General features: G+C 32.7%; 13 protein-coding genes. 4 read left to right on the top strand and 9 right to left on the bottom strand.

The genetic code is table 11. The features are described from left to right. The first annotated feature begins 144 nt into the window (after positions 1–144). A complete protein-coding gene (locus tag BTR34_RS15215; RefSeq protein WP_068483524.1) occupies positions 145–1,605 on the top strand; it encodes a nucleotidyl transferase family protein in 1,461 nt (486 codons plus the stop codon). An 81-nt stretch (positions 1,606–1,686) separates the two neighbouring features. Here BTR34_RS15215 and bcp read toward each other — a convergent pair whose 3' ends face one another. Next, the gene (bcp, locus tag BTR34_RS15210) at positions 1,687–2,142 is read right to left on the bottom strand and encodes a thioredoxin-dependent thiol peroxidase (protein ID WP_068483348.1); all 456 of its coding nucleotides are present in this window, start codon (positions 2,140–2,142) and stop codon (positions 1,687–1,689) included. Between the two features lie 55 nt (positions 2,143–2,197). Between bcp and BTR34_RS15205 the strand changes: the two genes are divergently transcribed. Continuing rightward, positions 2,198–2,860 (top strand): endonuclease III domain-containing protein, encoded by a 663-nt coding sequence (locus BTR34_RS15205; protein WP_068483351.1) that lies wholly within the window; start codon positions 2,198–2,200, stop codon positions 2,858–2,860. A gap of 14 nt (positions 2,861–2,874) precedes the next feature. On the opposite strand, the gene BTR34_RS19005 is transcribed toward BTR34_RS15205, so the two are convergent. The 4 genes from BTR34_RS19005 to BTR34_RS15195 all read right to left on the bottom strand — a co-directional run bounded on the left by BTR34_RS19005 (position 2,875) and on the right by BTR34_RS15195 (position 4,865). Beyond that, positions 2,875–3,018: a hypothetical protein gene (locus tag BTR34_RS19005; protein WP_197496142.1), complete on the bottom strand. Its 144-nt coding sequence runs from the start codon at positions 3,016–3,018 to the stop codon at positions 2,875–2,877. A 68-nt stretch (positions 3,019–3,086) separates the two neighbouring features. After that, entirely contained in the window at positions 3,087–3,671 is a 585-nt protein-coding gene (locus BTR34_RS15200; RefSeq protein WP_068483354.1) for an RNA polymerase sigma factor, read from the bottom strand. Between the two features lie 397 nt (positions 3,672–4,068). Next, the gene (locus tag BTR34_RS18980; protein ID WP_197496143.1) at positions 4,069–4,209 is read right to left on the bottom strand and encodes a hypothetical protein; all 141 of its coding nucleotides are present in this window, start codon (positions 4,207–4,209) and stop codon (positions 4,069–4,071) included. Between the two features lie 74 nt (positions 4,210–4,283). Beyond that, on the bottom strand, positions 4,284–4,865 hold the full coding sequence (locus tag BTR34_RS15195; RefSeq protein ID WP_068483357.1) for an RNA polymerase sigma factor: 582 nt from the start codon (positions 4,863–4,865) through the stop codon (positions 4,284–4,286). Positions 4,866–5,107: 242 nt separating this feature from the next. Between BTR34_RS15195 and uvrA the strand changes: the two genes are divergently transcribed. Next, positions 5,108–7,888, top strand: coding sequence for an excinuclease ABC subunit UvrA (gene uvrA / locus BTR34_RS15190; protein ID WP_068483359.1), 2,781 nt, complete (start codon positions 5,108–5,110; stop codon positions 7,886–7,888). A gap of 162 nt (positions 7,889–8,050) precedes the next feature. Further along, on the top strand, positions 8,051–9,259 hold the full coding sequence (locus BTR34_RS15185) for a hypothetical protein (protein ID WP_068483361.1): 1,209 nt from the start codon (positions 8,051–8,053) through the stop codon (positions 9,257–9,259). A gap of 70 nt (positions 9,260–9,329) precedes the next feature. On the opposite strand, the gene BTR34_RS15180 is transcribed toward BTR34_RS15185, so the two are convergent. The 4 genes from BTR34_RS15180 to BTR34_RS15165 form a co-directional block, all read right to left on the bottom strand. Further along, a complete protein-coding gene (locus BTR34_RS15180) occupies positions 9,330–10,196 on the bottom strand; it encodes an RluA family pseudouridine synthase (protein ID WP_068483364.1) in 867 nt (288 codons plus the stop codon). A gap of 85 nt (positions 10,197–10,281) precedes the next feature. Next, entirely contained in the window at positions 10,282–11,736 is a 1,455-nt protein-coding gene (locus BTR34_RS15175; RefSeq protein WP_068483369.1) for a lipopolysaccharide biosynthesis protein, read from the bottom strand. Then, on the bottom strand, positions 11,736–13,007 hold the full coding sequence (locus BTR34_RS15170; RefSeq protein ID WP_068483372.1) for a glycosyltransferase family 4 protein: 1,272 nt from the start codon (positions 13,005–13,007) through the stop codon (positions 11,736–11,738). Before BTR34_RS15170 ends, BTR34_RS15175 begins: the two co-directional genes overlap by 1 nt. Then, positions 13,007–15,442, bottom strand: a complete 2,436-nt coding sequence (locus BTR34_RS15165; RefSeq protein ID WP_068483375.1) for a YfhO family protein — start codon at positions 15,440–15,442, stop codon at positions 13,007–13,009. The genes BTR34_RS15170 and BTR34_RS15165 overlap by 1 nt, the downstream gene beginning before the upstream one ends. Between the last annotated feature and the right edge of the window lie 19 nt (positions 15,443–15,461).

Here is a 15,461-nt window from a genome sequence, read left to right as displayed (position 1 = left end):
AAAGTAACAGGTTGAATTTTATAAGATCACTGTATTAAATTGGCAATAAAAACTATAACAGAAACTTATCCCAATTTTTTCGGGCTAATGACCATTGTAACAACCATTCTTTATAACTTTGTTAAAAGTAAAACAGGTAAAAAAATGGCATCGGTATTAAAGAGAGATAGTGTCTTTGAGAATATTCCTTCGATAAAAGCGAAAACCCTACGTATAAATCTAAATCCAGATATATATGGAACCTTCGCAGAAATAGGGGCAGGACAAGAAACTGCTCGTCATTTCTTTAGATCCGGTGGAGCTTCTGGCACCATTGCAAAAGCAATGAGCGCTTATGATAAAGATTTTAGTGATGCCATTTATGGTATTGAAAAAGATGGCAGGTATGTAACACAGGCTCGTTTAAAAACGATGTTGAGTCATGAAATGCAGTTAATGGAAGAACGAATAAGTCGTGAAAACCACCCTGATAGATTGTTCTTTTCATACGCAAATACTGTGGCAACAATTGATTTCTCCAAACGTTATAAAGGTCATGGATGGATTGGAATACGCTATCAATTAGACCCAAAACAAAAAGAACTTGATGAAATTATTCTTCATATTCGGTTTAAACAAAATGAGGCAAGGCTACAACAAGAAACTTTAGGTATTCTTGGTGTAAACTTAATATATGGTGCTTTTTATAAATATGACAAGCCTAAAAAAATGCTAAAATATTTATATGACCACATAGATAAGGATACATTAGAAATTGACATGGTCAACTTTTCTGGACCTAATTTTAAAGAAGTTGACAACCGTTTAATGAGTTTACAGCTTATTAAAAATGATATGACAGATGCTGTAATGTTTGGTCCTGATGGCAACAATCTACTACCAGCTGCCGTACTTTACAAGAAAAATATTTTAGCGTTACGTGGTAGTTTTAGACCAGTTACGAAGGTTAATTTAGATATGTTTGAAAAGTCTTATGACATTTTCATTCGCGACAAAGGTGTTGACCAAGAGAACACTATGGTCATATTTGAAATTACCTTATCAAATTTAAAAGCATCCGGAGAAATTGATGAACAAGATTTTATGGATAGAGCAGAATTGCTTTGTTCTTTAGGTCATTCGGTTATGATTTCTAAATTCCAAGAATATTATAAGTTGGTAGAATACTTTAACAATTACACTAAAAATAGAATTGGACTTACTATGGGTGTCAATAATTTAGTGGACATTTTTGACGAAAAATACTACCGTCACTTAAGTGGTGGTATACTTGAGGCATTTGGTAAATTGTTCTTTAAAGATTTACAAGTGTACTTATATCCTATGAAAAACCCAGATACCGGTCAAATAATGACCAGTAATAATGTTAAGGTTCACCCTCGTATGAAGGAATTATATAAATTCTTTAAATACAATGGCAAGGTAATGGACATTATAGACTACGAACCAGATGTAATGGATATTTTCTCTAGAGATGTTCTTAAGAAACTTATGAATAATGAAGACGGCTGGGAAGATATGTTACCTGAAGGTCTTTCAGAAATCATTAAAGAGAAAAATCTTTTTACAAGAAAAACAATAGAAGTGGAAGCTAACGAATCTTAATAATAGATTTTTACTATCATATAATTAAACATAAAAAAAATGCGCTCTTTACATAATGAGCGCATTTTTATTTACACTACCCTACTCTTCTAAAATTTGGGCCGCATGATCTTTTGTTTTTACTTTATCGATTACTTTAGTAACAATAGCATTACCATTCACTAAAAAAGTTTTTCTATGAATGCCATCGTATTCACGACCCATAAACTTCTTAGGTCCCCAAACCCCGAATGCATTTATAACCGTATGATCCTCATCTGCCAATAACGGAAAAGGAAACTGATATTTATCCTTAAATTTTGCTTGTTTTTTTTCAGAATCTGCACTTACCCCTACAAGTTCATAACCTTTAGATTGCAATTCCTTATAATTATCTCTTAAATTACAGGCTTCTGCGGTACACCCAGGTGTGCTCGCTTTTGGATAGAAGAAGACAATTAATTTTTTCCCTTTAAAATCATCTAAATTAATCGTATTTCCATCTTGATCTTTAGCTGTGAATGAAGGTACTTTATCACCAACTTTTAACGTATTCATAAATTTAGTTTTATAAATTTGTGTTTAAATTTTATCACTCAAAATTAAACAATTAATGACGAAGGCCGAAAAAATAGCTTTTACAATTTCTACACTACAGAAGCTTTATCCCGAAATTCCGGTTCCATTAGATCATAAGGATCCATATACCTTACTAATTGCAGTTTTGATGTCTGCTCAAAGTACCGATGTTCGCGTAAATAAAATTACTCCACTTTTATTTGCCAAGGCGGACAATCCGTATGATATGGTTAAACTTACCGTGGAAGAAATTAGAGAAATAATTAAGCCCGTAGGTTTATCTCCAATGAAAGCAAAAGGCATACATGGGCTTTCAAGAATATTGATTGATAAATATAATGGAATTGTACCTAAAGAGCTTGAATATTTAGAAGAATTACCAGCAGTAGGTCATAAAACCGCAAGTGTAGTCATCTCGCAAGCATTTGGAATACCAGCTTTTCCCGTTGATACGCACATTCATAGATTATTATATAGATGGGGGTTTACAAACGGTAAGAATGTGGTACAAACAGAAAAAGATGCTAAAAGATTATTTCCTAGAGAAATTTGGAATGACCTTCATTTACAAATTATATGGTATGGTCGAGAATACTCACCAGCAAGAGGATGGGACTTAGAAAAAGATATAATCACTAAAACAATAGGAAGAAAAACAGTCCTCAACGACTACTATAAAAAGAAAAAAACCCGCTGATTGCGGGTTTTATATTAGTTTAAAAATGTTTCGAAACTTAAATCTTTGTACTCAAATTCGTAAAGTGCTAGAGAATAGCTCAATAAGAAGTTGATAGTCTTCGGACATACTTTGTCAAATCCGGTCTGTTCTTGGTAATTAGAGTAAATTTTTTCCATACTTCCTACGTTGTTACAATAAAATAACGCAGCAAATTTGGAAATATTGTTTATTGTATTTTGTACTTCTAAGAATTCGTAAGAACTATATTGTTTTTTTCAATGATTTTTCTAAGGTTAATTAATGCATATCGCATTCTACCTAACGCTGTATTAATACTTACACCCGTATTTTCTGAAATTTCCTTAAAACTCATATCCTTATAAATACGCATTAAAAGTACTTCTTTTTGGTCATCTGGCAACTCCTCTACCAGTTGTCTAAGGTCAGTATCTATTTGATTTTTAATTAATTGTTTTTCGGCATTTAACTTATCATCTCCAATAACAGAGAAAATATTAAAGTCATCACTGCCTTCAAACATTGGCATTCTCTTATTTCTTCTAAAGTGATCAATAATTAGGTTGTGAGAAATCCTCATTACCCAAGGTAAAAACTTACCTTCTTCACTATACTTACCTTTTTTTAAAGTTTTAATTACTTTAATAAAAGTATCTTGAAAAATATCTTCTGTAATATCCCTATCCAACACTTTAGAATAGATAAAACTAGTTATACGTTGGTTATGACGATTAATCAAAACTTCAAGGGCACTTTCGTTACCGCTGATATAATCCCTAACTAATTCTGAGTCTTCAATTTGTAGTTTCATACGAGTTACATTCTTTAATTGGTTAAGATTGGGAAAATCTTTTTAGTTAATTGGTTTGTTTTTTATTTCTGATATAAAACTAGAGAAAAGGGGAGCTGTTGAAAAAAGTATGTTGTCAAAACACGTTTTTTTGATGTGAAACATCGAAAAAGTATATTTCCATACAATAAAAAAGATTTCAGATAGTTCAGCAAGAAAATGTAGGAAGGGTAATAATGACCCAAAGCCCTTAATTATTAGTATTGCAATACTATACATGTATTATGGGTAGGGTAAAAAACATTGATTTCTTACAAGCAATTAGAAGCTTAGTATCGGCAAGTGACAATTACAATCTATTTTAAACCAAAAAACCCCTAGGCTTTACCTAAGGGTTTAATATATGATTGAGGAAATACTAGTTTAAGTTGCTTTCAAACTGCAAACCTTTTGCTTCAGTTATTTCTAAAGATTTAGAATACGAAAGTAAAAACTTAATTGTTTCCGGTTTTGCTTTTACAATTGTATTATTATTTTCTTCTGTGTAAATTTTTTCCATGGTACTTGTTGTTTAGGTTCAACTAAAGAACGACACATGTATGAAGATAGTAGATCCATTCGACCTGCGACCAATTAATTCGTTAAAACAATATTATTTGCTTCAACAAGCTTTCTAAGGTTTATTAAAGCGTAACGCATTCTTCCTAAAGCCGTATTAATACTTACACCTGTATTATCAGAAATTTCTTTGAAGCTCATGTCCTTATATATACGCATTTCTAATACCTCTTGCTGATCTTCCGGCAATTCTTTTATCATTTTAATTAAATCAGAATCAATTTGCTCCTTAATTAATTGTTTTTCTGCATTTAACTTATCGTCATCTAATAAAGAAAAGATATTATAACTTTCCCTACTATTGTACATTGGCATTCTATTATGCTTTCTAAAATGATCAATAACTAGATTATGTGCTATACGCATTACCCAAGGTAAAAATTTGCCTTCTTCATTATATGCGCCTTTTTTTAAGGTACGTATAACTTTCATAAATGTATCTTGAAAAATGTCCTCTGTTAATTCGCGGTCACCTACTTTAGAATAGATAAAACCAGTAAGACGGGAATTATGACGATTTATTAAAGCTTCTATAGCTCTTTCATCACCTTGAATATATTGCTTTACTAATTGAGAGTCTTCAATCTGTACTACCATAACGTTACTTTAAGGGTTAAAATGCAGACCTACTATTCAATGAACAAAGGTCTAATGGTTAAATTCTAACTTAAAAAAAGTAATGTTGCGTTATAGGCGTATTAAATAATAATGAGCCTCAAAGATATAAAAAAATAAATAGTCTTATAAAAATGTGAAAACTTCTTACAATATTTTAGATAAACTGCATTTTTTAGTTCAGAAAAAAGGCAAAGCGTATCTTTGCAAACTTAGATAATTTTATGCCCACACTAGCAGAAGTAAATCCGAAAGAGAACATCATTATTAAAGGCGCTAAACTGCACAATCTTAAAGATATTGATGTAGTTATCCCAAGAAACAAACTTGTTGTCATTACCGGATTATCTGGTTCTGGGAAATCTAGTTTAGCTTTTGATACATTATATGCTGAAGGACAAAGACGATATGTAGAAAGTCTTTCTTCCTACGCAAGGCAGTTTTTAGGTAAATTGGACAAGCCAAAGGTTGACTATATAAAAGGCATAGCTCCAGCAATTGCAATTGAACAAAAAGTTAATTCTACCAATCCTAGATCTACCGTTGGTACGACTACAGAAATTTACGACTATATAAAACTTTTATATGCTCGAATTGGCAAGACCTTCTCTCCTATTTCAGGAAACGAAGTAAAAAAGCATACGGTTACAGATGTGGTAAACCATGTAAAAACGTATGCTGAAGGAACTAAACTGTTACTCTTAGCACCAATTACTATTCGTGAAGATAGGGATGCAATAAAATCTTTAGAGCTATTTTCTAAACAAGGTTACGCTCGTATCAAGTATAATGATGAAGTTTTACGAATAGATCAAGCGCCTGAAAATATAGGAAAGCACTTCTATTTGGTTATTGATAGGATCATTTCTAAAAACGATGAAGATTTTTTTAATCGATTAGCTAATGCTATTGATACCGCTTTTTTTGAAGGAAAAGGAGAATGTATTATTGAAGAACTGGCCGATGGAAAACAAACACCATTTAGCAATAAGTTTGAGTTAGATGGCATGATGTTTCTTGAACCAAATGTGCACTTATTCAGTTTTAACAATCCATATGGGGCTTGCCCTAAATGTGAAGGTTATGGCGATGTTATTGGTATAGATGAAGATTTAGTAGTTCCAAATACAGCATTATCTGTTTATGAAAATGCAATTTTCGCTTGGCGTGGCGAAAGCATGGGTACCTATCGCGATCAACTTGTAAATACCGCTTACAAATATGATTTTCCTATTCATAAACCGTGGTTTGAGCTTACAGAGGAACAAAAACAATTGGTTTGGGACGGTAACGCCCACTTTACTGGGCTACATTCCTTTTTTGGAATACTGGAAGAAAAAAGTTACAAAATCCAGAATAGGGTAATGCTTTCCAGATACAGAGGTAAAACCAAATGTAATATATGTAATGGCAAACGTTTACGCCCAGAAACAGATTATGTAAAAGTAGGCGGAGCATCAATTTCTTCTTTAGTAGGCTTATCCATTGAAAAATTGATTGTTTTCTTTACTAATCTAAAACTAAACGATAGTGATGCTACTATTGCGGCAAGACTACTCATAGAAATAAATACACGATTAGGTTTTTTAGACAAAGTTGGCTTAAACTACCTAACTATTAATAGAAAATCTAACACCTTATCGGGCGGGGAAAGTCAAAGAATAAATTTAGCAACCTCTCTTGGTAGTAGCTTAGTAGGTTCTATGTATATTTTAGACGAACCAAGCATAGGATTGCACCCAAAAGATACGGAGAACCTAATTGAAGTATTAATTTCATTACGGAATTTAGGAAATACCGTTATAGTTGTAGAGCATGATGAAGATATCATGAAAGCTGCAGATATGGTTATAGATATAGGGCCAGAAGCGGGCACACATGGTGGTAAAGTGGTCGCGCAAGGTACACTTTATGAAATATTGAAATCAAATTCTCTTACCGCGCAATACCTAAATGGTAAAATGGAAATTAAGATTCCTAAAGAACGAAGAACATCAAAGAACCATATTACCATTAAAGGAGTTAGGGAAAATAACCTTAAAAATATTGATGTTACTTTTCCTTTGGATATGCTTACTGTTGTTACGGGAGTATCTGGTAGTGGAAAAAGTACTCTGGTAAAGAAATTATTATATCCCATAATTTTAAAAGAAGTGGGTGGATATGGAGAAAAAGCAGGTCAGCATACTTCTGTTGAAGGCCAGTTTCAACATATTAAACATGTAGAATTTGTTGACCAAAACCCAATTGGGCGTTCTTCTCGTTCTAATCCTGTTACCTATATAAAGGCTTATGATGATATTAGAAATTTATATGCTAGCCAAAAATTAAGTAAAATAAGAAATTACCAAGCAAAACATTTTTCTTTTAATGTAGATGGCGGTCGTTGTGAAAAATGCAAAGGCGAAGGTGAAATTACCGTAGAAATGCAATTTATGGCCGATGTTCATTTAGAATGTGAAACATGTGGCGGTAAGCGATTTAAAAAAGAAGTTTTAGAAGTTACTTTTAACAATGCAAATATTGATGCCGTTCTTAATATGACCATTGATGATGCTATTCAGTTTTTTGAGACAGGAGAGCAAACCAAAATTGTATCCAAGCTAAAACCATTACAAGATGTTGGTTTGGGCTATGTAACTTTAGGTCAGTCTTCTTCTACCCTATCCGGTGGTGAAGCGCAACGTATTAAATTAGCATCTTTCTTAATTAAAGGAAGTACAAAAGATAAAGCTCTGTTTATTTTTGATGAACCTACAACTGGTTTGCACTTTCATGATATTCAAAAATTATTAAAATCATTTAATGCATTAATCAAAAAAGGACACTCTATAGTGGTCATTGAACATAATATTGAATTGATAAAATGTGCCGATTATATCATTGATTTAGGCCCTAGAGGCGGAGAAAATGGTGGTCAATTACTAGCTGAAGGAACTCCTGAAGAGGTTATAAATAACAAAAAATCGTATACAGCAGGGTATTTAAAAGAGAAGTTACTATAGGTTTTAATAAAATAGCATCTTTAAAAAGGAAATACAATAGACTGGTTTTCAACAACATAATACGTAGTTAATATTTTTGGCACGCTGTTTGTAATGATGTAAGGGAATGTGAATAGTTACATTCTAAACCACTGCTTAAGGGCAGATTTAAAACCTTATATTATGAAGAACTTAGTACTCCTTTTTACTGCGATGATTTTAGGCACCACAGGTGTTTTCGCTACCGGTATTAACGAAGATAAGGTTGCAACCAGCAATGCTTATAGATACGACAACTCATTTATTTTTGTAGAAAATGGAATTACATTTTCCGTATATCCAGATGGTGAATTTGATTTTTATATAGAAAATCAAATATCAGCTCAAAGAAACGGTGTAACATTCAACTCCGGTTTTGATTATAGCCCATATGCCCAATATGATGATTACGGAGCAGTAATACAGGTAGAAAATGTACCTATTTATTACGATTATTATGGTCGTGTAAGTCAAATTGGCGATGTAGATATCAATTACTTAAACAACCGTGTTCGTAGCGTAGGTGGAATGTATGTTTACTATAATAATAGAGGATTCTATGATTACCATACTGGATATATAAATGTTTATAATAGACATTATGTTTACAGACCATTTCATAGATGGTTTGTAAGACCATCAATAGGTTTTGGTTTGGTATTCAACAGTCCATATAGAAGATATTATAGCCCAATTCGATATACCTATTATAACCCATATAGAAACAACTTTCGTAAAGCTTATGTACATGTAGGTAAACAACACAGGTATAATAAGGTAAGAAACGAAAGAGCCACAATTTACAGAAATGATAAGCGTGTAGCGGTAAGAGATAATTCTTATAGAAGTAATAGAACTGTTGCTAAGAGAGATAATGGTTTAAGAAACAATAGAACTTTAGCTAACAATAATACTGCTAGAACAAATAGAAATTCAACAGTAGCCAGATCGACTACTGTAAAACGAACTAATACCAATAGCGGTAGAAATTCACAAAGCGGAACAGTAGCTAGAAGTTCATCCAATAACAATACAGTAAAGCGTGGAAATAATTCGGCTGTAAGAAGCAACTCAGGCAGAACTGTAACTAAAAGAGAAGTTGTTAGCAAGCCAAGAAGTACAACGGTAAAAAGAAGTACTACTACGTATAAAAAACCAGTTACTAGAACTGCAACTACTAGAACAGCAAGTACGAGAACTCAACGTAGTAGTTCTACTAGATCAACGACTGCAAGTCCGTCTAGAACTAAAAGTACGGTTAGTAGAAGTACAAGTAGTAGAACGGTTAATAAGGCACCATCTAGAAGTACAACCTCTAGGTCAGCGACAACAAGAAGTAACAAAAGAAATTAAAATAGTTTTTAGGTTGGTTAGTTGTTTAGCGCCGTAATGAATATGATTCATTACGGCGTTTTTCTTTTGGTTACGAAATACTACGAAATAACTTATTAAATTTAACAGGTAAGGTAGTGTCAACATACATTTCCTGATATGTTTTAGGATGAATAAACTGTAAGGACTGAGCATGCAAATACAATCCTTTGCCTTTTAACATTAAACCCTGCTTAAAGTAAGTTGCATCTCCTAAAATTGGATTTCCGATCGCCAGCATATGTTTTCTTAATTGATGTCTTCGACCTGTTTTAGGGCTCAACTTTACTAAATTCAAATAATTAAATCTTATCGAAGGTATAGTTTCTAATACTTCAAAAATGGAACAGGCCTCTTTGTCATCAACTTGCAAATTAACTTCCCCCTTTGGTTCCATAGCCCCAATGGTTACAGCATAATAAGATTTTTGAACTTCTTTAAATTCAAATAATCTATTTAACTCTTTAATTACACTACTAGTTTTACCTATTAACAATAGTCCGGTAGTGGCAAAATCTAAACGATGAGCAGGTTGTGGTTTTGCGGCATCATGAATAGAACTTGGGTTTAAATTTTGACATAAAGCATTAGCTACGGTCTTAAAATTATTTCCACTTACTACTATACCAGCGGGTTTGTTAATTATCGCCAAATAATCATCTTCATAAATAATCGGGAGTTTTAATCTAAATTTCTTTCTTGTATCATCATTTTGGTCGAAACGATATTCAATTTTATCCCCTTCTTTAATAAAAGTTGCCGTAGTTGCCACTTTATCATTAACAAAAATCATTTTCTTTTTAATGGCTTTCTTCAAGGCCGATTTTGTTGCAATTCTTTCAAAAACACCTACTCCATATTCTTGCAATCTTATTGCGTCATTACTTAATACCGCCATATGTTTTTCTACCAATTGCATATTGTCAAGTCAATAACATTTACGTATTAACTATTTTTTAAAAAATGTAATTCAATAAATATATTAAAGGCGCAAAAGGAATAAACTAAAAGGGCAAATATTTCTTTATAAAGCCATATAAATCTTCAGAGATCTTAAATCTGTATAATACTCCCACATAGGCCACTATCAATAAAATACTTTTAATTGCAATATTTGCAATAGGATGAAAAGGCAATGTAAATAAGGAAAATAGTATTCCAAAAACAACAAGTAAACCAAATACTTTCCAAGTTTCATGGGTAAAAGGCAGTATTTTAAATTTCGTATTTACGTAAATCAGTTTCAGTGTATTGTATATAAAAAATGCCGTAAAGCTAGCTATCGCAGCACCGTCAATACCATAAGTAGGAATTAACCATAAATTAAAAGTGACTGCCAAGCCTGCTAATAAAACCCCAAAAAACAAAATTGAACGATAATAATCCGAGTTATATAAAATAGAATTATTATTTCCTAAAAGAGCATCATAAACCTTAGCCAACCCTATCCAAAAAACAATCATAAATCCGCCTGCATAGGTTTCCGGTAATAACTGATACAACTCATTTAAGTTTAATAGAATTAATAGAAAAAGTAAACCTGAAATAATAAAAAGGGTCAATGAGCTTTTCTGATATAAACCTTTAAGAGCGGACATATTTTTGTTATTTAAATAAGATGCTGTTAAAGGGTATGTTATTTGGTGCATAGCTCTTGTAGGCACTGCTATTGTTGACGCTATAAAACCAGCAACCGCATAGAAAGCAACATTATCAAGCGATAAAAAATTATTCAACATTACTTTATCTACTTCCATTAAAACGATAGCTGTAGAAGCCCCTAAAATAATTAAAGCACTATATTTTACTATACTTACCAGATTCTCCGGAAAATGAAAATTGAGTTTAGGTTTACGTATTTTGTAAGCATATAATTTCATTATTAGTGTTCTTAACACATAACAACCCACCAAGGCATTAATAAAAAAGGTTATATCTATAAACTTATACCATAAAAGAAGCAGCAAAACGGTCTGCGCTATTCTACAAAAAATCTCTTTCATAAAATTGCCGAAGATTGATTTCATTTCAATTCTAGCCCAAGCATAAAACACTTCAAAATAGGCCATGGCCATACCAATAAAAAATATATGCCATACATATCCTTTGACAATATCATTCTCCTTTGCGAGTAAAGTTCCTATTGCTTCATTGGCAAAATAACTCAGCATGGCAATAGGAATTATTAGCACCAAAGGAAGCAGTAGCATTAAAGTTAAAAAGCCATCTTTGGCACTTTCGTCTTTAAAACTTGAATAAAATTTTACTAGACTATTTGGTACACCAAACGCCAGAATTGGCATTAGAACTAAAGCTGCGGATGTCACTACTTGTATTAAACCATAATTTTCTGGCATCATAAAACTAGTATACAAAAACAAGGTATTGACTGCCCCAATTGCAAAACCTATATAGGTTACAATGGTATTGTTCAACGATTGTTTAAGTACGATTCCCATTATATATATTTGGCTAGTTTTCGAGTAAGTTCCCTTCTACTATAGTGTTCAATAGTAGTAGAAGAAACAGACAACTCCCCTTTCTGATACTGTGAAAACCAATTTAAAAGTACGTTTTTAAGCTCAATATCATCCAAATGATTAAAAATGCACCCTGTTTTAGTTTCTTTTACAATTTCACCTACTTCCCAGCTATGGGGGCCTACACCTAAAATAGGCCTATTTGCTGCCATATATTCGAAAACTTTACCGGGAATAATTCCTTTAGTTTCTACAGAATCTATTTCTACCAACAATAGAATTTGAGAAGACCTTTGATATGCCAAAGCCTCTTCATGCGATACATAACCCAACACTATAGTATGTTCCAAAAGTTTAGCATCCTCGATAGTTTGTAAAACATTATCACTAACCACACCAATAAACTGAAGACAAAGTGCTTTTTTAAATTCACTATTCTCCTTAACTAAGTCAGCTAAAACCTTCCATAAATTCTTAGGATTTCGACCGCTTAATAAGGAACCTATATGCGATATGGTAAACTTAGCATCTAATTTGTTATTCGACACTATTTCACCATCATACCCATTAGTTATTACACGTATTGGTCTTTTGGTTATATGCTCAAATTCTAATTTAGTTGTTTTACTTGTTACTATAATTTTATCAGCAGTATTCAATACATCTGACTCCAACCTTTTATGTTTTTGTGCTGAGGAAGAAGTTAATTTCAATTTGTTATGATACCCAATTGTTGTCCACGGGTCACGGAAATCTGCTATCCAATTTAGTTGTTTTTCTTTCTTTAAATAGTATCCAATTAAATGTACACTATGTGGTGGACCTGTAGTAATTATAGTTTCAATCTGTTCTTTTTCTATAACACTTTTTAAAAAATCTACTGAAGGTTTTACCCAAAATTTTCTTGCATCTGGAATAAATAAATTTCCACGTACCCACAGCAAAGCTTTTTCTAAAAACGATTGATTTTTAGTCTGAATTATTCCAGAACTTATTCGTTTGGTTTTCTTGCTTGAAAATATTGAAGCCAATCGATAAGGCTCCATTATAGGATGTTTATAAACAGTAAGGTTTTTAGGGATATCCTTTAAAAAAGATTTATCTATTAAAGGGTAATGCGGATTTTCTGGAATATAAAGAACTGGTTCCACCCCAAAATCTCTTAGGTATTTTATAAATTTCAACCAACGCTGTACGCCTGGTCCGCCAGCAGGTGGCCAATAATAAGTTATGACCAGCACCTTTCTCATTATGCTTTTTCTTCTTTTCTAGACCTCCAAAAAGAAAAACCTAATCCACAAATGATTACTAATCCTAATACTATAGAACTGGCCAAGCTAATTTTACTGCCCACTTCTACAACTTCTGGCTTAAATATAAAATCAATGGTATGCTTACCTGCAGGTACTTTCATAGCTCTGAGCACATAATTGACCTTAAAATAATCACTTTCACGACCATCTATAGTTGCAATCCAACCATTTTTATAGTACATCTCAGAAAAAACTATAACACCTTCATTATCGTTATTAAAGGTATATGTAAGTTGATTGGGTTGGTAATGAGTTAATGTAATAGTGGCAGTAGAATCTACAATAAATTGTCCTGCAGAAATATTTTTAAATTTAGAAGTGTTTACAACTGCAACATTCTTGGTATTTAAACTATCTAATACCTTAATTTCTACATCAGCATTTTCAACAGTTTTAAGCTCTTTAATAAACCATGCATTTCCATTAGCATTTGGATTTTCTATCGGAAAAGAATTTCCTTCTTTATCTTGTTGAATTACATATTTAATATTCAACATATTCAATACAGAAAGATTCCCATTATAAATATGGAAGTTGAACAAATCTTGCATACCAGCTGGTTTCGCGGCATGATATCCTGTAATACTTTGATGGAAGTACGCTGTTTTTGCAGAATCAAATCCGTCAGTTTGGTCAAAAACACGAAATACACCATCGTCTTCAGCTATCAATTTATCTGCAGCGGTTTCTTTAAAAGGTTCTAACATTTTACGTTTAGATACAAAATTATCGTCGTTAACATAGCGTAAATCAACCCCAACTAAATCTACTACTACTAAAACCCCAATAGCAATGATTACTATATTCATCATTAATTTCTCTTTTAAATAAAACCAAATTAAAAGAGAGGTAACTAATACAAAACCTAATGAGCGTAACAAATCACTAGTGTAAACAGCTTTACGATCTAAACGTAACATTTCTGGAAGCTCTTCTAAACCTGTCATTCGTAGATTATCATCGGCCGCACCAACAAAGTGAAATGCTCCTTTCAATACAAACAACAACACACCTAAACCAAAAACAATACCTGCAGCAAACTTCAAAGATTTCATTTTATCTGCTTGTGGCACTTTATCCATAAACAATTTTTTCAATGCTAAAATTGCTAATACGGGAACACAAAGTTCTAAAACAATTTGTATAGAAGACACCGCTCTAAACTTATCGTACAAAGGAAAATAGTCGATCATAAAATCCGTCAACGCACTAAAGTTTTTTCCCCATGACAATATCAACGATATTATAGTGCCAATAAGCAGCCACCATTTATGTTTGCCTTTTACTAAGAATAATCCTAAAATAAAAAGAAAGAAAATCACGGCACCTAAATATGCAGGCCCGGAGGTAATGGGTTGTTCTCCCCAATATAAAGGTAAACCACTAACAAAATCCAAAGCACTTGACCTTGGTAAGCCTTTGTCGAGTAAATAATTAAAAGATTTTGAATCTTCACCTAAATTTTCTTGGCTTGCACCACCAAAAAGCCGTGGTACAAATAAATTCAATGATTCGGAAATACCATAACTCCATTGCGTTATGTATTCTTTACTAAGACCACCTGTATCCTCTTTTGCGGAGCCATCAGGGTTTATTGTCAATTCACTTTTACCGCGTGTACTCCAATCGGCATACTCTTTTGTTGCCATTAATCCTGTAGCATTTGCAGCGATACCCAAAGTAACCGCTACTAATAATAGGCCAACAGAAATGAAATAATGTTTTATTTCTTTTTCCTCAATAGCATAAATCAAATAAACGATCCCCAATACAAGTACAAGTAGCATAAAGTAATAGGTCATTTGATAATGGTTGGCCGAAATTTCTAAGGCCATTGCCAATGCAGTAAGAACAAAACCCCAAAGATATTTTTTTCTAAAAACCAGTACAATACCTGCCAAAAGAACCGGTAAATAAGCAACCGCATGGGCTTTTGAATTATGCCCTGCACCTAATATAATTATGAGGTATGTGGAAAAACCAAATGCAAAAGCACCTATTATGGCCAATTTATAATCAACTTTAAGACAACAAAGAAGAATGTAAAAACCAATAAAATATAAAAAAAGGTAATCTGCAGGTCTAGGTAAAAACCGAATTATACGGTCTAATTGTTTAACATAATTATGCGGATAGTTTGCCCCTAACTGATATGTTGGCATACCTCCAAAAGCACTATTTGTCCAATAAGGTTCTTGATCATTTGCTTTTCTAAAATCGTTCTGTTCCTTGGCCATGCCCGTGTACTGGACAATATCGTGCTGGTACATCACTTTACCTTGCAGAACAGGACTGAAGTATGCCAATGCGGCGATTATAAAAAATGCGATTACAAAGAAATGTATGAAAAAGAATTTTAAGCCTTGCTTCATTATATAGGTAAGTAGTGTT

This window comes from Maribacter hydrothermalis, assembly GCF_001913155.1.
Lineage (GTDB): Bacteria > Bacteroidota > Bacteroidia > Flavobacteriales > Flavobacteriaceae > Maribacter > Maribacter hydrothermalis.
The sequence above is the reverse complement of the archived record's forward strand: the minus strand, read 5'-3'. Positions and strand labels throughout refer to the sequence as shown.